We start from the raw sequence: 19537 nt of genomic DNA, 5'->3' as shown, positions 1-19537 counted from the left end.
AAAAACATAAATGAGGTGAGAAATTGGTAAAACAAGAAAATAGCCAAAAGGGGCTTACGCAATCTGAGGCAAATAAATTATATGAAAAGGGTTTTCATAACAATAAAAAACATGATTTTACATTAAGTGTTTCACAAATTTTAAAAAATAATACATTCACATTATTTAATTTAATTAACATTGTTTTAGCACTAATGGTTTTATACACGGGCGATTATAAAAATTTATTATTCTTAATAATCGCAATTGCCAACACCATAATTGGTAGTATTCAAGAAATTCGTTCTAAAAGGCAATTAGATAAGATGGCCATTTTATCTGAAAGCAAGGTTAAAGTATTTCGCGATGGGAATGTTCAAGCGCTTGATGCTGAAAAAATTGTTTTAGGTGATGTAATTTTACTTAATCACGGTGATCAAGTTCCCGTTGATGGAGAAATTTTAACTGCAACTGGATTGCAAGTTGATGAATCACAAATTACAGGTGAAACTAATTCGATTGCTAAGCAAGCTTCGGATCGTATTACTTCTGGTAGTTTCGTTCTAAGTGGTAGTGCCCGCATTTTGGCAGCTAAAGTGGGTGATGATACTTTTGTTAATCGGATGGAATCAGAAGTTAATCAAACTGACAAGAAATCTGATAGTAAAATGCTTCACACTATCAACCGTATTATTAAAATTCTTACCTTTATTATTGTTCCTTTAGGGAGTGCTTTGTTAGCTACTAAATTATTATCTGGTGATGATATTAATAAAGCCTTGTTAGGAACAGTTGCATCTATGATTGGAATGATTCCTGAAGGATTAGTTCTTTTATCATCAGTTACATTAGCAGTATCTGCGATGAAGTTAGCTAAGAAAAAAGTTTTGGTCAGAGATTTATCAGCGATTGAAACATTGGCACGAGTGGACACCATTTGTCTTGATAAAACAGGAACTATCACGACTGGTAATTTGAAGTTTGAAGATGTTGTGCCAATGGGCAACGTTACTAAAAATGATATGAAATCAGCACTGGGTGGCATTGTTTATTCTAGTGATGATGACAATGAAACCTCTTTAGCAATAAAAAGAGCCATTGATAATCCTAAATGGCAATTAATTGAAAGTATTCCTTTTTCTTCTGATAAAAAATGGAGTGGTGCTAAATTTGATAATGGTAACTATGTAATGGGAGCTCCACAGTTTGTTTTAAATAATATGGATAAGCAACTTCAACAAATAATTGATAGCTATACTTTAAGCGGTTATCGAGTATTGTGCTTAGCTAAAGTGAGGGGTGAATTAAATCAACCACTAAACAATGTTAATTTACTAGGACTAGTTTTAATTAGTGATGAGATTCGTTCAGATGCACGCGATACATTGGCATATTTTAAGAATCAGGATACTGATTTAAACATTATTTCAGGTGATGATCCCAAAACCGTTAGCAATATTGGTAAACGAGTAGGACTTTCAAATAGCAGTGATTTAGTTGATATGTCAACAATTTCTGATAATATGGACTATCAAGAATTGGTGAATAAATATACTATTTTTGGCAGGGTTACCCCTAAACAAAAAAAACACTTAATTCAAGCATATCAATCAAATGGTCATACAGTTGCGATGACTGGTGATGGAGTTAACGATATGCTGGCTATGAAACAAGCAAATTGTGGAATTGCGATGGCTTCGGGAAGTGAAAGTACTAAAGGCATTGCTGAATTTGTTTTGATTAATTCAAATTTTTCTGCAATGGTTAATGTTTTAGGTGAAGGACGTCGAGTAATTAACAACATAAGTAGTGTTGCTTCATTATATTTAATTAAGACCATGTTCTCCTTAGCATTAACAGTATTATTTATGTTTAGTGTATACAGTTATCCATTTCAACCAATTCAATTAACGCCTATTAATACATTTATGGTTGGATTGCCATCTTTTCTATTAGCACTTTCACCAAACTATCAACGAGTGACTAATCAATTTTATCGAAAAATATATGATGTTGCTTTACCGGCTGCAATTACGATTGTTGGTTATGTATTATTAATTATGCTTATTGGTAAATGGGTTAATTTTACTTATCTACAACGTGCAACACTCAGTGTGCTTGTAACTGGAATTATCTATTGGTTAGCATTGTTTATGGTTTCAAAGCCATTTAATAAAACCAAGTTAGTCATTATTGTGCCAACGATTGTTATTTTTGCGATGGTGTTTATCTTCTTCAATAAAATCTTTTCGTTGGTATCAATTTTTGAATATCCAATTATTTTACATGCATTACTTGTTGTAGGAACATCCATTCCGGTATTCTTTATTGTTACATTTATAGTTACTAAAATAGTTAAAATGTGCAGTAAATATAGGAGACGTAAATGAGATTAGATAGTTTTTGAAACTAGATAATATGATATAATCATTGCAAAGAGGTGGTTATATGAATAAGCAATATAATAAATGGCAAACACAAATGAAAAGCGTCAGTCTACCTAAATGGGAAGACTTACCTAAATTTGATTTATATATGGATCAGTTAATTGCGGTCGTGAATGAAGCGATTGGACCATTAGGAATGGACACAGTCACTAGATCGATGGTAAACAATTATGTAAAACAAAAAGCCACTTTTTCACCAGTAAAGAAAAAGTATCAAACTGTTCACGTCGCTGATATTATTATTATTAGTTTATTAAAACCAGTTTTCTCAATTAAGGATATTCGACAAGGAATTGATGAAATTACTAAAAATCAATTTCCAAAACAAGCATATGATGAATTCATTGAAATGCTAGTTGAAAAATTACATCATATTGCCGATGAAGGTGAAAAACCAGTTAGTGATAATGATATCGATCATTTATTAAATGCAATTGCTGATACCATTATTAATCGTTTAATTGCGAATGAAATTTATTCAGATGTGATGCATGAAGAGTGATGTGATGATTTCATATCACTCTTTTTATTATGAAAAGGGAGGTTAATTTATGGATGAGATAGCAGAAATTATTAATTTTGTAGAAGAACAATTAGCAGATGATCAAACAGGACATGATTTCTCACATATTAAAAGAGTCGTTAAGATAGCAGAACGACTATCAGATGCAATTCCTGGTTCTAATCAAATGATTGTTTTAGTTGCCGCTTATTTACATGATGTAATTGACGATAAGCTAGTAGAAAATACTAGAACGCAGAAAAAGTTAGTTATTGATAAATTAACTGAACTGGATTTTTCTTCTGAATATACTAATCAAATTATGAATATTATTGAACATATGTCTTATAATAAAAACTTAGTTAATCATTATCAATTAGATATTAATGGCCAAATTGTTCAAGATGCAGATCGATTAGATGCAATTGGGGCAATTGGTATTGCGCGAGCTTTTTATTTTGGTGGACACTTTGGTGATACTATGTATGATCCTAATCAATTACCACGTACTAATATGGATAAAACAGAATATCGTAAGCATACGACTGTAATTAATCATTTCTATGAAAAATTATTTAAATTACCAGATTTAATGAATACAAAAGCCGCAAGAAAACTTGCGGCACAAAGAAAAAAATATATGGAAAATTTTGTTAATGAATTTAAGGATGAATGGCAATAAACTTATTCTTGGCGAATATCAACAAAATGTCCTTTAATTAAATTAATCATCTGTTCAGCATTAACCTCCACTGAACGGCCAACTTGTCCAGAAGAAACAAGAATGTTTTCTTGTTTTTGAGCCTCTTGGTCAATATAAACAGGGTAATGAAATTTTTCATAAATCCCAATTGGAGTGTTAGCGCCATGAACATATCCGGTAGTTTTTAGTAAATCTTTAAGTGGGACCATGTTTACTTTTTTATTGCCAGATTCCTTAGCTAATTTCTTTTCATCTAAACGTTCATCCATTGGAACGACACCAACAACTGGTCCGGTATTTTTACCATTAAGAACTAAAGTTTTATAAACACGATGTTGATCGACACCATCTTCAATATCCATTTGTCTAACGTCACCTTCTTCGTGAGTAGCAAAAGTATATTGTTTATATGCAATCTTATTTTTATCTAGAATTTGTTCAACTAAAGTTTTATGAATGTTATTCTTTTTCTTCTTCTTTGACATTCAAATCACCTCAATGGATATTTTAGCATATTATTTGTTTAAAATTGAATGCATAAATCTGTTATAATTATTTTAATAAATTTTGTTCAAGTTAGGAGGAAACGATGTCTGATTTAGTTTATCGTAAAGTGATGCGCGATTTAAAGCAAAAAATCGTGAACAATAAGTTTCCCAATAAACGTCTTCCTGATGAACGTAGCCTAAGTGAAAATTACGATGTAAGTCGTAGCTCTATAAAGCGTGCACTTAAATTATTGGCCGATGATGGAATTATTTTTAAAAAACGTGGTTCTGGTACTTTTATTAATCCTTTATATATGAAGAATCAAACCATTTTTCATTATGAAGGATCTAATTTAGGAATTACCGATAGTTTAAAAAGTCAGGGTAAAACGCCTAAAATTCAGTTATTAGATTTTAAAGTAATTCCAGCAAGCAAAGAAATTCAACAAGATCTCTTTTTATCTGAAGGGGATTTTGTCTATGAAATTCAACGACTTCGTCTTTTTGATGACAAGCCATTTATGATTGAAACTGGTTACATTCCAATTAAGATTGCGCCAGAATTAAACAAAGAAATTGTTTCTGGTTCTATTTTTAATTATGTCGAAGATAAAATTAATAAACGTGTTACACAATCATTTTTATCAATATTAGCTAGTCCATCAAATGAACAAGATCAAAGATTACTTCATTTAAAGCCCAATGAACCGGTTGGATTGATGGAAGGAATCTTTTTCTTAGATGATGGAACTCCATTTGAAGTTTCAAATATGCGTCTGCATTACCAATATTTAAGATATAATACTTTTGTTATGTTAAGTGATGATTAATTGATAAAATTTGTGAGAAATATTGGACTATTACCAATAAATCGTTCATAATAATTACGATATTAATAATGATTTATTAAAATTATATTAATTGGACCGTATCAATTTATAAAAAGGTTGACTTTTTATAAAAACCAGTTATTATATTCATTGTATTAAAAATTATTAACCATTTTGTTGATGATTTTTTATGTAAACCATTATTAATTTCAATAGTTTTTTATTAAAAAGGAGTGTTAATTAATGGCACAAGATTTCGATTCCAAACAATACTTGGAAGAATTAGACAAATACTGGCGTACTGCTAACTATTTATCAGTAGGTCAATTATATCTAAGAAACAACCCATTATTAAAGAACAAGTTAACATCAGACGATGTTAAAGTTAAACCAATTGGACACTGGGGTACTATCGTATCTCAAAACTTTATTTATGCACATTTAAACCGTGCAATCAATAAATATGACCTAAACATGTTCTACATTGAAGGTTCAGGTCATGGTGGCCAAGTTATGGTATCTAACTCATACATTGATGGTAGTTACTCAGACATTTACCCAAACATTTCACAAGATGAAAAGGGTATGGCTAAATTATTTAAACAATTCTCATTCCCTGGTGGAGTTGCATCACATGCTGCTCCTGAAACTCCAGGTTCAATTCACGAAGGTGGAGAATTAGGTTACTCACTATCACATGGTGTTGGTGCTATCCTAGATAACCCTGACGTAATTGCAGCTGTTGAAATTGGTGATGGTGAAGCTGAAACTGGCCCATTAGCTGCTGGTTGGTTCTCAGACAAATTCATCAATCCTGTTAAAGATGGTGCTGTATTGCCTATCATTAACATGAATGGTTTCAAGATTTCAAACCCAACTATCATGTCACGTATGTCAGATGAAGAATTATCTGACTACTTCAAGGGTATGGGTTGGAAAGCCTACTTTGTTGAAAACGAAGAAGACTTTGACGATCACATGGCTTACCATGAAAAAATGGCTAAAGTTATGGATGAAGTTATCCCAGAAATCAAAGACATTCAAAAGAATGCTCGTGAAAACGAAACTGCTGATACAGCAACTGAACCTGTATGGCCTATGATTGTTGTTAGAACACCAAAAGGTTGGACTGGTCCTAAGAAGAATCTTGACGGCGAACCCGTTGAAAATTCATTCCGTGCCCACCAAGTTCCACTACCAATTTCTTCAAACAATATGGAACATGCTGATCTACTTGTAGATTGGATGAAGTCATACAAGCCAGAAGAATTATTTAACGATGATGGTACTATTAAGGATGACATTAAGGCATTGGCACCTAAGGGTGACCGTCGTATGTCAGTAAACCCTATTACTAATGGTGGTATCGATCCTAAGCCTCTAGTTTTACCAGACGTAAAGAAATTTGCTGTTGATGTTAAAACTCCAGGTGAAACAATCGCTGAAGATATGAGTGTATGGTCAAACTGGTTAGGTGCTGTTATGGATGCAAACCCTAACAACTTCCGTGCTTTTGGTCCTGATGAATCAATGTCAAACCGTCTATATGGTGTGTTCAATGAAACAAACCGTCAATGGATGGAAGACATTATGGAACCAAATGACCAATACATCGCTCATGATGGTCGTTTAATTGATTCACAATTATCTGAACATCAAGACGAAGGTTGGCTAGAAGGTTACGTTCTAACTGGTCGTCATGGTTTCTTTGCTACTTATGAATCATTTGGTCGTGTAGTTGACTCAATGTTGACTCAACACTTCAAGTGGTTACGTAAAGCTGCTGATCAACCATGGAGAAAACGTTACCCATCATTGAACTTTGTTGATACTTCAACTGTATTCCAACAAGATCACAATGGTTACACTCACCAAGATCCAGGTATGTTAACTCACTTGTCTGAAAAGAAACCTGAATTTATTCGTGAATACTTACCAGCTGATGCTAACTCATTATTAGCTGTAGGTAAGGTTGCATTCGCAAGTGAAGAAAAGATTAACTTAATCGTTACTTCAAAACACCCACGTCCACAATGGTTCTCAATTGAAGAAGCAACTAACCTTGTAAACAATGGTTTAGGTTACATCGATTGGGCATCAACTGACCAAGGTCAAGAACCAGACGTTGTTATCGCTTCAGCTGGTACTGAACCAACTTGGGAAAGTCTTGCTGCCATTTCATTATTACACGATGAATTCCCAGAAATGAAGATCAGATACATTAACGTTGTTGACTTCTTGAAGTTACGTTCACCTAAGGTTGACCCTCGTGGTCTAAGTGATGAAGAATTTGATCGTCTATTCACTACTGACAAGCCTGTATTGTTCGCATTCCACGGCTTTGAAGGTCTAGTTAAAGACATCTTCTTTGATCGTCACAACCATAACTTACATGTTCATGGTTACCGTGAAAATGGTGACATTACTACACCATTCGACATGCGTGTATTGAACCAATTAGATCGTTACGACTTAGCTAAAGAAGTTGTAAATGATATTCCAGAATACTCTGTTAAGGGTGCTTCATTCGTACAACGTATGAATGACATGGTTGACAAGCACAATGCTTACATCCGTGAAGTTGGTACTGACTTACCAGAAGTAAATGATTGGCAATGGAAACCATTAAAGTAATTTAATAATAATTAACTTTTAAAACCTAGAAAGAGCCACATCCATTTGGATGTGGCTCTTTTGTTACATAATATTAAATTCCGCTGGAATTGGTGATTCTATAACTTTGTTATTCATATAATACGGAATAATCAACTTTAATTTCCATGAATGTAGTAACATGTTTCCCGTACTATTATTTTCATTATACAGAGGGTCACCAATTATTGGATGACCAATTTTATTCATATGAACTCTAATTTGATGTGTACGACCAGTTTGAATATTGATTTCCACTAAAGAACTATTACGGTATTCTTTTAGAACATTATATTTAGTTAACGCTTTTTTTGCATGGGTGCCATTAACTTGTCTTTTTCTTTTGTCTGTTATATCTAAACCAATCGGTAAATTAATTATTCCACTTTTTTGTTTAAATTTTCCATCCACCCATGCTAAATAAGTACGATGAATTATTTTGTCTTTAATTAGTTTTACTAAAATGGGGACAACTGCCGGATTTTTACCAACTATAATGGCACCAGAAGTTTCTTGGTCTAGACGATGAATCATATATGCATGCTGTTTAGATTTATTTAAATAAGATTCGCAAAAATTTAGAAGGGTACCAGTTTCATTGGGACTATTAGGATGAGTTTTGATTCCACGTTTTTTATTTACCACTAATAAATCTTTATTCTCGAATAAAATTTTTATTTTTTGACTATTATCTGGGAGCAAATTTTGTACTGGTAATTTAAAGTCATTTGCAGTGAATAAAATTTCAATATGATCATTATTTTTAACATTAAAATTCATGGGAAGATATTTTCCATTAACTGTTATGCGTTTATTTTTTCTCAACGAAAAGATTAGATGCTTCGGAATGAGTAAATAGTTGCTTAGATATTTTCTAACGCTAACAGGTGATATTACATTTTTAACTATTAATTGATACTGCCATTTGTGCATTTAAAGCCTGCTTTCTAAAAAAATTTAGTAAAATTTAATAAGTTGTGATAAGGTGTAAATGAGTAAAATATACTGGAGGAGAATATGAATAAAAATAAAATTGCATTAATTAGTGCATTATCATTAATAATATTTATTATATGCGATATTGTAATGAGTGGAAATAATGCTGATTTATTTAAAACAATTATTATTGCAATTATTTTATATGTTGGTTTTAATATTTTAGGCTATATTAGATGGAAGTTTGCATACCACTTTTTGGGCGTAATTATTGGTATTTATACACTTAGCTTATTTGTGATTATTAATACTATGTTTAGAAATTCTGATGTGCCAGCTTTGCATCGATTTGGAGCTATTTTTATTGCCATCATTGGTGTAATTGTAAATCTCTTTTGGTATCGATTTGCATGGCCACGTATAAAGAATGACTATGTAAGAATAGTAAAACGAAATATAAAGAAAAAATAGGTGTAAAAGATGAAAATGGATGTACAAGAATTCATTGATAAGATTAATGATGAACAATTTGAGGTGCAAACTGTTGAAGTTACCTCAGCAGACTTAGCTAACGATTCAGTTAAGTCATTTCAACCACTTTTAAAATTTATGGAAGAACAAATTAATTTAGGACATTTGGCATCTGCAATGCTACACGTAAAAGGTGAGGACACTAGTTTCTTTTTACAAAATTGTATTGTAAATTTACCATACCGTTATTCTAAGAATATTAGTAAAATGATGTCTGGTGATGGAGATTGTGACTTGAATATATATATGATTGTTGAATCACCAGATGTTAATCGCTCTAAATTACGGATTGACGAATTATCATCTCAAGATGAATTTTCTGATAATGATAAGTTAGAACAAAAATTAGCTGATTGGGTTAAAAATCAATTAACCTCAATTGATGAAAACAAGGAAAAACGACTTAAAGCTGAAAAAGAACTAGCTGAAGATTCAAAGGGTAAAAAGAAAACAACTAAAAAGAAAAAATCCAGTAAAAAATAATTTCAAAACATGTTATAATTAATTTGCGATGAGTCGAGAAGGTCACGCAACTTGTTTGTTTTCATCAGATGATGATTAAGTGACGTTTTTGATGTGGGACACATTATGCTACCGTATTGTAGCGTGTTTGATATTGTTGGTGATGTGAACACCACTTATCCATTTATTTTATAAATGCCACAAAAATACCCCAACTTTATAGTTGGGGTATTTTTTTATTCTAATTTACAAAATATAATTGATCTTTAATTAAATCAAAAGGTCGATGGTGTTTATTTAATTCATTTGAGATTTCTGAATTAACAATTTTCGCATTATCCCAAAATTCTTTTGAATCAGTAGCACCGTATTTCTCACCAATTATTATTAATTGAATATCTTTTTGATATTCACGAATTTTTTGTAACAATTGCCAGTCAATATCAATTCCATCAGGGGACCAACACATAATAATGCAATCAACTGAATTTTTATATTTATCAAAAGCTTCATTAGCATCTAATTTTTCAACATTAGTTACTAAATGATGACCAGTTTCATTTTCTTTTTGCCAGTCCATGCTATCAGTGCAAATTATGTCAGTTCCGTCATCATGTAAACCTTTAGATATATAACCATTACCTGCCATTACTTCTAGCGTTTTTTTATTACCTAAATATTTAGCAAGGCTGTTTGCGAATGGTGCAGAAATATATGCCCACATACCGTACTCTGCTTCTAAATAATCACGAAAGGACCTTAAATCTTTATCTAAAACAGGTAATTGCTCTACATATTTATTCCATGCTTTATCACCTTCACGATCATTCATTGCATAATTATTATTAACAAAGTTAAAAACTTCATCTTGAATATTATCTGGCAAAATTAATTCTGGTAAATCTTGCGGTAATTGCTGTGTTTTTAAAAGTCGATCAGCTTCTAATACATTGTTGACCAAAAAGATAATTGAAGGGAAATCACTAAATATTTTTCTATATTTCTTCATTCTTTCAATATAAGAAGGCTTTTTGACTATTTGTTTATTTTTACGTAACTTTTTTATTAATTTCTTTTTATTCATAATAACCACCTTTAACTATCTAATTGTATTTGAAAAGAATAAATGATGCAAAAAGCATTTTGTGTTAGAACTTATTACATTTATATGCGTTATTTTTATAAAAAACACAATTTTTTTAACAAAAATCTCTTTTTAATGTTATAATTTATTACATTAACTTAAGGGAAGCGATAATAATGGACGTAGCTAGTACAGCATTTGTATTTTTATCAAGTATTTTGGTATTGTTTATGACTCCGGGATTAGCATTTTTTTATGGAGGACTAGTTTCAAAGAAAAATGTAGTTAACACGATGTTATCAGTTTTTATTATTACTGGTTTAGCGATTTTATTATGGATTATTTTAGGTTATAGTTTATCTTTTTCAGGAAATATTGGAGGATTTATTGGTGATGTATCTAATCCTTTTATGCATGGAATTGATTTAAAGACTTTAATGCCTAATAAGATTCCAGTTAGTGTTTATGCAATTTTTGAAATGATGTTTGCAGTTATTACTCCAGCATTATTCGTTGGATCTGTCGTTGGGAGAATTCATTTTAAATTTTTATTGATTTTTATTATCTTATGGTCGATTATTTTGTATTATCCAATGGTACATATGGTTTGGTCAGCTAACGGAATTCTAGCAAAATTAGGGACTTTAGATTTTGCTGGAGGAACTGTTGTTCATATTAATGCAGGGGTTACGGCTTTAGTATTATCTATCTTTTTAGGTAAAAGAATAAAGGAAAATCGTAATGCTAATCATTACAACTTGCCTTGGGTTTTATTAGGTACTACCATTTTATGGATTGGCTGGTATGGATTTAATGCTGGTTCTGCATTAGCAGTGAATAATGTTGCAATGCAAGCAACCATGACAACCACGGTTGCGACTGCTACTTCAATGTTGGTATGGATGTTATTAGATATGCATTTTGTTGGTAAACCACAATTAAATGGAGTATGTACTGGAACCTTATGTGGGCTTGTTGGCATTACCCCAGCTGCTGGTTTTGTAACTATAACAGGTGCGTTTATTATTGGAATTACTGCAACATTAGCTAGTTATTTATTTGTAAATTATTTAAAACCCAAAATTGGCGTTGACGATGTTTTAGATGCATTTGGTTGCCATGGAGTTAGTGGAATTGTTGGCAGCATCTTAACTGGATTTTTGGCAACAAAATCAGTTAACTCATCAGTAACTACTAATGGATTGTTCTATGGTGGTGGTTTCCACATGGTTCTCATTCAGCTAGTTGCAACTATTGGAACAATTGTTTTTGTTGTAGTTGCTTGTTCAATTATTATTTTCCTATTAAGGTTAGTTATTCCAATGCGTGTAACTAAAAAGGAAGAAATGCGTGGATTGGATCAATCTGAACATGGTGAAAATGCTGATTATACAGTTTCTCTTAATGATCAAGCATTTGATCAAAACAAGGATATTGAAGTTAATGCTAAAGAGTTTAAAGGGCAAGTTGGTCATTTGAAGAATCCTAATTTACCAAAAGATTAATAATAAAAGGATGATTTCATTTTTGAAATCATCCTTTTATTTATCATCATCTAAATCTAAATTTAAGCTTTCTTGATATTTATTATCATTATTTTTTTGATTATTGTTACTTTTACCATGAAGGTATCCGTTAATTAATTGAAAAATTTCATAACGATCATGATGAGTTAAGGTTTGATCATTAAAAGTAATTTTATTTTCACTCATCAGAACGGTTTCTAAATTAAAATGTTGGATTGATGTTCTGCCAATTAAGTAATCCATACTAACATTGAAGTACGATGCTAGTTTTTGAATTTCTAAATATGATGGTGATCTAACGCCACGTTCCCAATTGCCAATTTGGGCAGGTGTATTATGATGAGCTCTATCTTTTGAGTATTTATTTAAATTTTCTGCTAATTGTTTTAAACTAATTTTTTGACCTTTTCTTAATGCTTTTAATCTTATTGGAAACAACTTAATCACCTCTAATAATAGTATAACTTAAAATGATACTTCTTGTTAGGTAGTTGTATTTTATTAATATGAAACATATAATCAACATAATATTAAATTAAATGGAGTGGTTTGATTTGGGTAAAAAAATAAAAATTTTCTTAACTACTTTAGGAATATTCTTTTTCTTATTGTGTTTTGGCTTTTTAGGAGCTGGACTATATTTTTATCATGTAGCGGTGGTTCCAGGTAAGAAAAATTTCTTGAAGGACAAAAAAATATCTAAATCTTCACCACTTTATCTGGGTGATCAATGGTATAAATCAGCTAAAAAATATCATTGGACACAAATGTCGACAACTGATCATCTAAAACTAGTAGCTAATTATTTACCGGCTGATAAATCCACAAAGAAAACAGTAATAATTGCACATGGATATATGGGTAAAAAAGAGTTAATGGCTCCATATGCTTATATCTTTCATAAAATGGGCTATAATGTTCTAACTCCAGATAGTCGTGGTCATGGTCAAAGTCAAGGTAATTATGTAGGATACGGCTGGCCTGATCGTATGGATTACATCAAATGGATGCGTCAGGTGATTGAAGAAAATGGTAAAGATTCTCAATTGATTATGTTTGGTGTTAGTATGGGTGGTGCTACTACAATGATGGTATCAGGTGAAAAATCAGTACCACCTCAATTGAAAGCATATATTGAAGATTGTGGATATACTAGTGCTTCTGATGAAATTAATCATGAGGCCAAGCAGTTATACCATTTATCAGATTTTCCTAGATGGCCATTAGTACCGATTCTAAGTGGAATTACCCATATTCGAGCTGGTTATAGTTTGTATAAGGCTTCTGCTCTAAAGCAAGTGCAAAAGAATCATAAGCCTATGCTATTTATTCATGGCGATAAAGATAATTTTGTACCTACTAAAATGGTTTATCCTTTGTATAAAGCAAGTAAGGGACCTAAAAAATTATTATTAGTAAAAAATGCTCCACATGCAGCTTCCTATCAAACTAATCCAGAATTATATGTTAAAACAATTAAATCTTTCTTAGGTCGTTATTTTAATTAATATAGATAGGCTATAATTCATTTTATAGCTTATTTTTTTGTAAAATTATTGTTTATTATTATAAAAAAAGTGTTTGAAAATGTTATGATAATAGGGGTGTATATATAATATAAAATAAATGTAATAAAAATAATTAATATTTTCAGAGAGGAGGACTCCATTTTGATTGGTTTATTATTTGCGATATTCTTGTTGTTAGGAATTATCGCTGGTGTATTGATTAATAAATTTAAAATTAATAATGAAATAAGCAATGCACAAATAAAAGCAAACTATTATATCAAGGAAAATAGTCGTAAAGTTGAAGAGTATTGTAATAATCTTATTAACAAAGAAAAACATGATATCAATAAGTATATTAAAACCTCTAATGATGAAATGGACACACAAAAGTACGAAAATGAGACTCGTAATCAACGTCTTGATCAACATGAAAAATTTTTAAAACAGATGAAAGAACGTTTAGTAGGTTTTTCTACAGATTTAAATGATCGTAAAATTAAACAAGACGAAATGAATTCTAATATTGATAATACGTTAGATAGAGCGCATGATATTTTAAATCAACATCATTCTAAACTTGAACAAATTAGTGCGTTTAATTTTGACCAAGCGCGCGATTATGTCTTTGCTAACACCAAAAAGAAATTAAAACGAGAAACGGATATTGAAGTGAAATATCAGTTAGCCGAAAGCAAAGTATCCGCTAATAAGAGAGCAAATTCATTACTAATTGAGTCAATTCAACGTGGTGCTCGTGATGAACCCAAAACACATATTGAACGTAATTTAGTTTTACCTAATGGTGATGTAAAAGCTAAATTAATTGGTCGAGATGAACAACATATTAGATTATTGGAATCATTAACGGGAACTGAATTAATATTTGATGATGAAAACTCGCTATTATTGCATATCGTTACGCACGATGCTTTTCGTCGTGAAATTGCCCGTACCACTATTGAAAATTTAATTATCTCTCGTCAATTTACTAATAATAATATTGAAAATCAAGTCAATGTTTCAACTCAAAATGTACATGCGGGTTTACGTGAAACTGGTGAAAACGTTGTTCGTTCACTTAAAATTGGACTCATGCATCCTGATTTAATGAAAATTATTGGAAAATTAAAATTTAGAACTAGTTATGGACAAAATGTTTTATACCACTCAATTGAAGTTGCTCAAATTACTGGAGTTTTAGCTGCAGAATTAGGGATGAATGTTAAATTAGCTAAACGAGCAGGATTGTTGCATGATATTGGAAAAGCTATTGATCATGAAGTTGATGGTACCCATGTTGAATTAGGGGTTAAGTTAACCAAGGCTTTTGATGAAGACGAAGTTGTTATCAATGCAATTGCTGCTCATCATGGGGACGTTGAACCTACTAGCCCTATTTCTATTTTAGTAGCAACTGCTGACTCAATGTCAGGGGCTAGACCTGGTGCTAGAAGTGAATCAATTGAAGAGTATGTTACTCGTTTAAGAAATCTTGAAAACATTGCTAATCAACACAAGGGTGTTAAAGACAGTTATGCTATTCAAGCCGGTCGTGAAATTAGAATTATTGTTAATCCAGAAATACTTAATGACGATAAGAGTAAAGCACTTACTCAACATGTTAGAGACCAAATTCAAGATGAATTAACTTATCCAGGTAAGATAAAAGTTACTGCTATTCGTTCATTAAAAGCAGTCCAATATGTTGGAAAACGAAAAAAACAATATTCAGGTAGTAAGTAAAAAATAATCTCTAGATAATATCTAGAGATTATTTTTTATGGTTTATAAATCACTTTAAAGTTGTGATTGTTTTTTGCCTTTATATTTTTATGATTTCTTAAATAATCAGCAATTAATTGACTCATCATCCGACCATCTTTTTTAATAATTTTACCAGCATTAAACATCGTAAAATTACCGCCACCAACAGCTCGATAAATATTTAAAGCAATTTTCAATTTTTGATCACTAGTAATTGGTTTGCCATGATAAATTAATTTTGTAACACGTTTACCAACTGGTTTCGCAACGTTAATTACATAATCAACGCCTTCATACATATCATAATTATAATGTTTTGCTTTAGGAAAAATATAATCATGATTAATTGTGATATTGCCGTTTTCAACTGTAAAATATTTAGCGCTAGTTTCAATAGCGGCTTTTAAATCAGCACCCGTTATCTCTAATACAGCTAATGTATTAGGATATACATAATTAGTTATAATATTGCGCATTGTAATAGGATTTTCAAACCCATGCGCTTCATTATTGAACAGAGCAGTGGCAGATATGTCCACACCCATTGTTTTCATTTGAATTTCTTGTATAAATTGAATAAAGCTATTTTTATTTAGTCGAACGTTAAATGAATCATTAAATTCCATGTTTCCTGTAATACGGGCCATAGGTTCATCTAACCAATGATTAATATCATTTTGTATGGGCAACAATGTGTTAGCAATTCCGTCATCTATTTGGTAGTCCTTTGTTGCAATTAATTCAGCATTACTATTTTTGACAAAATATTTTCCATTTTTTTGCTCAATATTTAATTCAATATGTCCTACATATTCACCACGGTGACCAACTTGAATGATAGGGATATTAAATAAATGCCCAGCAATTTTTCGGTGTTGATGACCAGTTACAATTGCATCAATTCCTTCAATATTGGACAAAATATTATATGTTTCATTTTCACCATTTAATTCTTCCGTTGGATTACCAAATTTATCTTTTTCAATTCCGCCATGATATACGATAACATTTAAATCAGTTTTTTTATTCATTTCGTGAATATATTTTTTAGCGGTATCAGCTGCTGATAAAAATTTTAATCCTTTTAAGTTTTCAGGATTCTCCCATTTAGTAGTTCCTTGAGTTGTTAGTCCCAAGAAACCTACTTTAACTCCGTTAATATTTTTAATTACATATGGTTTACCAAATGGATTATTATTATGTTCATCGATAATGTTAGCACATAAAAATTGACGATTAGATTCTTTAATTGCTTTATGTAAATAGTCTAGTCCGTAGTTGAATTCATGATTACCCAATACTCCAAAATCATAATCCATCATATTGAAAGAATTACTGATTTGAGTTGGTGATGGTTGTTTTTTAACTTTAGCAATATAATATGCTAAAGGAGATCCTTCTATAAAGTCACCATTGTCAATAGTTACGGTATTTTCTAATTTTTGCTTTTGATCTTTAAAACAAGTTGCACATCTTAAAAGGCCAAAAGGTTTATTATCTTTTAGGTTTACATAATTAGTAGGGAATAAGAATCCGTGAGTATCGCTAGTTGCTAAAAGGTTAATTTTCATTCTTTTTCACTCCCGTATATATTCCGTTCATTTATAGAAATTATAATCTTATTTTATGCTTGTGTAAATTTATAATATATTTAAAATACAATTGATTTATAATTCTATTATGTTAGCATAAAAGTAGTTATGAATATTTACTATTAGTAAGTATTTATAATTAGATATACTTGTTTTTTCGTTAATTGAGCGATTTTAGAGGTGATAGATATGTTGAATCTTTATGTTGCACCAAGTAGTGCTTCAAGTCGTAAAGCCAGAGCTTGGTTAAAAGCTCATAATATCTCATTTAAGGAAAGAAATATCAATTCCAATCCATTAAATGCTAACGAAGTAAAACAAATTCTTCGTTTAACTGAAAATGGTAGTGAAGATATTATTTCAACTCGTTCCAAAATATTTAAGAAATTAAACATTGATTTTGATAATCTATCATTATCAAAATTAGTTGATTTAGTTGTTAAATATCCAGATTTAATTAAACGTCCTATCGTGTTTGATAATAAGCGTCTAGAAGTCGGTTATAATGAAGAAGAAATTCGTCGTTTCTTGCCACGTTCTATTCGCGAAACTGAATTGAAGGAACTAGAATCACAACTCGAAGCTTAAGCTTGATTTAGAGTATACGGCATTAATTCAAATTTGAATTAATGCTTTTTTTGTATAGAATAGTAATAACAAGGGAGATGAATTTTTATGATACAAATGATCGCTTTAGATCTAGACAACACCTTATTAAATTCTAATAAAAAAATTAGTCGAAAAAATGAAGATATTTTAAAAAAACTACATAGCAAAGGTATTAAAATTGTTTTATGCACTGGACGCCCCATTAATGCGGTTTGGCCATACATTGAACAATTGGGACTAACAGAAGGTCAAGATTATACAATTACTTTTAATGGTGCCATGGTGATTAGAAATCGGGACAAACATTTATTATTTCAAAAGGGGTTAAAATTAAAAAATTTTGATTTAGTTCATAATTTTGCTAAAAAAAATGATTTACCGTTAGATATTTTAGATTTCGAGAAAGTTTATGAGCTGACCGATTTAGTTAAGTCTACCTACAAAGAAGTTTTAAATTCTAATTTAGAATTTATTAATGCTCAGTTTAATGAATTACCCGATAAAAAATATAGTAAAGCTATTATGTCAGAACAGGCTGATAAATTAGATTGGGCTCGTAATAATATGCCTGAAGAAGTCCAAAATTATTATCATATTGTCCGCTCACAACCTAAAATTATGGAATTTATTCAAAATGGAATGAATAAATCAGTGGGGTTAGAACAACTACTGAAACATTTTGATTTAGATTTCGATAATCTGATGTCTTTTGGTGATGCAGAAAATGATATTGAAATGTTGAAAGCTTCAAGTTTAGGAATAGTAATGGATAATGCTAAAGATGATATTAAAGCAATTGGTGATGATGTAACACTTGATAATAATCAAGATGGGGTTGCAGCTTATCTTGAAAAATATTTTAAAGATTAAATAAAAATTCCTACTAATTTATAGTAGGAATTTTTATTATTATTTATTGTCTGCAAATAATTTAGTTAAATATTGCATAAATGTTTTTAAATAACGTTCATCATCAACTTGAATAGCTGCTTTATCAGAAGGATTAGGATCATCTAATTTTGCAGTATCACCAGTAGTACGACCATAATTTTCTTTACCATGATGGACGATCATATCAAGATCCAATGTTTTAACAAATGTAGGGTCGCAAGCAACACCAACTGCTAGTGGATCATGAAGCGAACAACCACCTAGTTCAGGATACATTTCATCATAAATGCCAATGTAGTAATCAACAATATCAGCAAATTTTTCACCAGCCATTGTACCTAAATCACGCCATTGTTGAGTTTCTTTTTTAGTTAATAATGTTCTTAAAGTAACATCCAGACCAACCATAGTAACAGGTACTTTGTTAGTGAATACTTCATTTGCGGCTTCAGCATCTTGATTGATGTTTGCTTCAGCTGCATCTGAAACATTACCAGGAACAGTTAGAGCACCACCCATTAAAGTAACTTGACCAATTAGGTCACTAATTTCAGGATCTTTACGTAACGCGGCTGCTAAATTGGTTAATGGGCCAGTAGGAATAATAGTTAAATCTTTTCCATATTTATGTGCAGCATCAATCATAAAATCAACACCAGATTCTTTTTCTACTGAACGGCTACTTTCTGGTAATTTGACTTCACCAATTCCGTTTTTACCATGAATATGAGCTGAAACCGGCATTACATCAAAATGATCACTTGTTTGTGAATGACTTTCTCCTTCAAATACTGGCACATCACTTGCGCCCAGCAAATCAAGAATTTGTAATGAATTTTTAGCGGCTTGTTCAACAACCACATTTCCATAAGAATTAACGATACCAATTAGGTCGGCATTAGGTGCGGCGACAGCATAAGCAATAGCCATTGCGTCATCCACACCAGTATCTAAATCAAGAATTAATTTCTTTTTTGCCATAATGAAAAACCCTCCCAAGTTTTTTACCCCTCATGAAATTTCTTCATGA

The 19537-nt window shown here is 31.1% G+C and carries 18 protein-coding genes; 12 read left to right on the top strand and 6 right to left on the bottom strand.

Annotated features, from left to right (window positions below; genetic code table 11):
- Positions 1-23 precede the first annotated feature (23 nt).
- The 3 genes from C7N44_RS03940 to C7N44_RS03930 are packed head-to-tail and all read left to right on the top strand — an operon-like array spanning position 24 to position 3610.
- A complete protein-coding gene (locus C7N44_RS03940) occupies positions 24-2369 on the top strand; it encodes an HAD-IC family P-type ATPase (RefSeq protein ID WP_105956596.1) in 2346 nt (781 codons plus the stop codon).
- A gap of 58 nt (positions 2370-2427) precedes the next feature.
- Positions 2428-2928, top strand: a complete 501-nt coding sequence (locus C7N44_RS03935) for a DUF1836 domain-containing protein (protein WP_105956595.1) — start codon at positions 2428-2430, stop codon at positions 2926-2928.
- Between the two features lie 49 nt (positions 2929-2977).
- Positions 2978-3610, top strand: coding sequence for an HD domain-containing protein (locus tag C7N44_RS03930; RefSeq protein ID WP_105956594.1), 633 nt, complete (start codon positions 2978-2980; stop codon positions 3608-3610).
- 2 nt (positions 3611-3612) lie between these two features.
- Here C7N44_RS03930 and ybaK read toward each other — a convergent pair whose 3' ends face one another.
- Positions 3613-4116: a Cys-tRNA(Pro) deacylase gene (gene ybaK / locus C7N44_RS03925; RefSeq protein ID WP_105956593.1), complete on the bottom strand. Its 504-nt coding sequence runs from the start codon at positions 4114-4116 to the stop codon at positions 3613-3615.
- Between the two features lie 104 nt (positions 4117-4220).
- Here ybaK and C7N44_RS03920 point away from each other — a divergent pair, with 104 nt between their 5' ends.
- Together C7N44_RS03920 and C7N44_RS03915 are read left to right on the top strand one after the other, a co-directional pair.
- Positions 4221-4949 (top strand): GntR family transcriptional regulator, encoded by a 729-nt coding sequence (locus C7N44_RS03920; protein ID WP_105956592.1) that lies wholly within the window; start codon positions 4221-4223, stop codon positions 4947-4949.
- A gap of 243 nt (positions 4950-5192) precedes the next feature.
- Positions 5193-7583 (top strand): phosphoketolase family protein, encoded by a 2391-nt coding sequence (locus C7N44_RS03915; protein ID WP_105956591.1) that lies wholly within the window; start codon positions 5193-5195, stop codon positions 7581-7583.
- 63 nt (positions 7584-7646) lie between these two features.
- On the opposite strand, the gene C7N44_RS03910 is transcribed toward C7N44_RS03915, so the two are convergent.
- A complete protein-coding gene (locus C7N44_RS03910; protein ID WP_105956590.1) occupies positions 7647-8534 on the bottom strand; it encodes an RluA family pseudouridine synthase in 888 nt (295 codons plus the stop codon).
- A gap of 84 nt (positions 8535-8618) precedes the next feature.
- Between C7N44_RS03910 and C7N44_RS03905 the strand changes: the two genes are divergently transcribed.
- Both C7N44_RS03905 and C7N44_RS03900 read left to right on the top strand, forming a co-directional pair.
- On the top strand, positions 8619-9008 hold the full coding sequence (locus C7N44_RS03905; protein WP_105956589.1) for a hypothetical protein: 390 nt from the start codon (positions 8619-8621) through the stop codon (positions 9006-9008).
- 15 nt (positions 9009-9023) lie between these two features.
- Positions 9024-9551 carry a hypothetical protein gene (locus C7N44_RS03900; protein ID WP_157945032.1) on the top strand — a complete coding sequence of 176 codons (528 nt, stop codon included), beginning with the start codon at positions 9024-9026 and terminating at the stop codon, positions 9549-9551.
- A gap of 220 nt (positions 9552-9771) precedes the next feature.
- Here the strand turns inward: C7N44_RS03900 and C7N44_RS03895 are convergent, their stop codons facing one another.
- Positions 9772-10614 carry an SAM-dependent methyltransferase gene (locus C7N44_RS03895; RefSeq protein WP_105956587.1) on the bottom strand — a complete coding sequence of 281 codons (843 nt, stop codon included), beginning with the start codon at positions 10612-10614 and terminating at the stop codon, positions 9772-9774.
- Positions 10615-10790: 176 nt separating this feature from the next.
- Between C7N44_RS03895 and C7N44_RS03890 the strand changes: the two genes are divergently transcribed.
- Complete coding sequence (locus C7N44_RS03890; protein WP_105956586.1) at positions 10791-12119, top strand: ammonium transporter; 1329 nt, start codon at positions 10791-10793, stop codon at positions 12117-12119.
- Between the two features lie 36 nt (positions 12120-12155).
- Here the strand turns inward: C7N44_RS03890 and C7N44_RS03885 are convergent, their stop codons facing one another.
- Entirely contained in the window at positions 12156-12587 is a 432-nt protein-coding gene (locus C7N44_RS03885) for a helix-turn-helix domain-containing protein (protein WP_404799034.1), read from the bottom strand.
- A gap of 92 nt (positions 12588-12679) precedes the next feature.
- Between C7N44_RS03885 and C7N44_RS03880 the strand changes: the two genes are divergently transcribed.
- The gene (locus C7N44_RS03880) at positions 12680-13648 is read left to right on the top strand and encodes an alpha/beta hydrolase (protein WP_105956584.1); all 969 of its coding nucleotides are present in this window, start codon (positions 12680-12682) and stop codon (positions 13646-13648) included.
- Between the two features lie 162 nt (positions 13649-13810).
- The gene (gene rny / locus C7N44_RS03875; RefSeq protein WP_225362936.1) at positions 13811-15394 is read left to right on the top strand and encodes a ribonuclease Y; all 1584 of its coding nucleotides are present in this window, start codon (positions 13811-13813) and stop codon (positions 15392-15394) included.
- 35 nt (positions 15395-15429) lie between these two features.
- On the opposite strand, the gene C7N44_RS03870 is transcribed toward rny, so the two are convergent.
- A complete protein-coding gene (locus C7N44_RS03870; RefSeq protein ID WP_105956583.1) occupies positions 15430-16986 on the bottom strand; it encodes a bifunctional metallophosphatase/5'-nucleotidase in 1557 nt (518 codons plus the stop codon).
- A 210-nt stretch (positions 16987-17196) separates the two neighbouring features.
- On the opposite strand from C7N44_RS03870, the gene spx reads away from it, so the two are divergent.
- Positions 17197-17595, top strand: a complete 399-nt coding sequence (gene spx, locus C7N44_RS03865) for a transcriptional regulator Spx (protein ID WP_105956582.1) — start codon at positions 17197-17199, stop codon at positions 17593-17595.
- Positions 17596-17682: 87 nt separating this feature from the next.
- Positions 17683-18486 carry a Cof-type HAD-IIB family hydrolase gene (locus C7N44_RS03860; protein WP_105956581.1) on the top strand — a complete coding sequence of 268 codons (804 nt, stop codon included), beginning with the start codon at positions 17683-17685 and terminating at the stop codon, positions 18484-18486.
- Between the two features lie 39 nt (positions 18487-18525).
- Here C7N44_RS03860 and C7N44_RS03855 read toward each other — a convergent pair whose 3' ends face one another.
- The gene (locus C7N44_RS03855) at positions 18526-19488 is read right to left on the bottom strand and encodes a nucleoside hydrolase (protein WP_105956580.1); all 963 of its coding nucleotides are present in this window, start codon (positions 19486-19488) and stop codon (positions 18526-18528) included.
- Positions 19489-19537: the final 49 nt, after the last annotated feature.

The organism is Apilactobacillus quenuiae, assembly GCF_002994005.1.
GTDB classification, from domain to species: domain Bacteria; phylum Bacillota; class Bacilli; order Lactobacillales; family Lactobacillaceae; genus Apilactobacillus; species Apilactobacillus quenuiae.
Note: the sequence above shows the minus strand (reverse complement) of the source record. Positions and strands in the feature narration are given on the sequence as shown.

Bases quoted from the DNA above. Each gene is read 5' to 3' on its own strand.
- C7N44_RS03900 (WP_157945032.1), top strand. From the start codon at position 9,024: ATGGATGTACAAGAATTCATTGATAAGATTAATGATGAACAATTTGAG.
- C7N44_RS03860 (WP_105956581.1), top strand. From the start codon at position 17,683: ATGATACAAATGATCGCTTTAGATCTAGACAACACCTTATTAAATTCT.
- C7N44_RS03870 (WP_105956583.1), bottom strand. From the start codon at position 16,986: ATGAAAATTAACCTTTTAGCAACTAGCGATACTCACGGATTCTTATTC.
- ybaK (WP_105956593.1), bottom strand. From the start codon at position 4,116: ATGTCAAAGAAGAAGAAAAAGAATAACATTCATAAAACTTTAGTTGAA.
- C7N44_RS03920 (WP_105956592.1), top strand. From the start codon at position 4,221: ATGTCTGATTTAGTTTATCGTAAAGTGATGCGCGATTTAAAGCAAAAA.
- C7N44_RS03915 (WP_105956591.1), top strand. From the start codon at position 5,193: ATGGCACAAGATTTCGATTCCAAACAATACTTGGAAGAATTAGACAAA.
- C7N44_RS03880 (WP_105956584.1), top strand. From the start codon at position 12,680: ATGGAGTGGTTTGATTTGGGTAAAAAAATAAAAATTTTCTTAACTACT.
- C7N44_RS03935 (WP_105956595.1), top strand. From the start codon at position 2,428: ATGAATAAGCAATATAATAAATGGCAAACACAAATGAAAAGCGTCAGT.
- C7N44_RS03930 (WP_105956594.1), top strand. From the start codon at position 2,978: ATGGATGAGATAGCAGAAATTATTAATTTTGTAGAAGAACAATTAGCA.
- C7N44_RS03905 (WP_105956589.1), top strand. From the start codon at position 8,619: ATGAATAAAAATAAAATTGCATTAATTAGTGCATTATCATTAATAATA.
- C7N44_RS03890 (WP_105956586.1), top strand. From the start codon at position 10,791: ATGGACGTAGCTAGTACAGCATTTGTATTTTTATCAAGTATTTTGGTA.
- C7N44_RS03910 (WP_105956590.1), bottom strand. From the start codon at position 8,534: ATGCACAAATGGCAGTATCAATTAATAGTTAAAAATGTAATATCACCT.
- C7N44_RS03895 (WP_105956587.1), bottom strand. From the start codon at position 10,614: ATGAATAAAAAGAAATTAATAAAAAAGTTACGTAAAAATAAACAAATA.
- C7N44_RS03855 (WP_105956580.1), bottom strand. From the start codon at position 19,488: ATGGCAAAAAAGAAATTAATTCTTGATTTAGATACTGGTGTGGATGAC.
- spx (WP_105956582.1), top strand. From the start codon at position 17,197: ATGTTGAATCTTTATGTTGCACCAAGTAGTGCTTCAAGTCGTAAAGCC.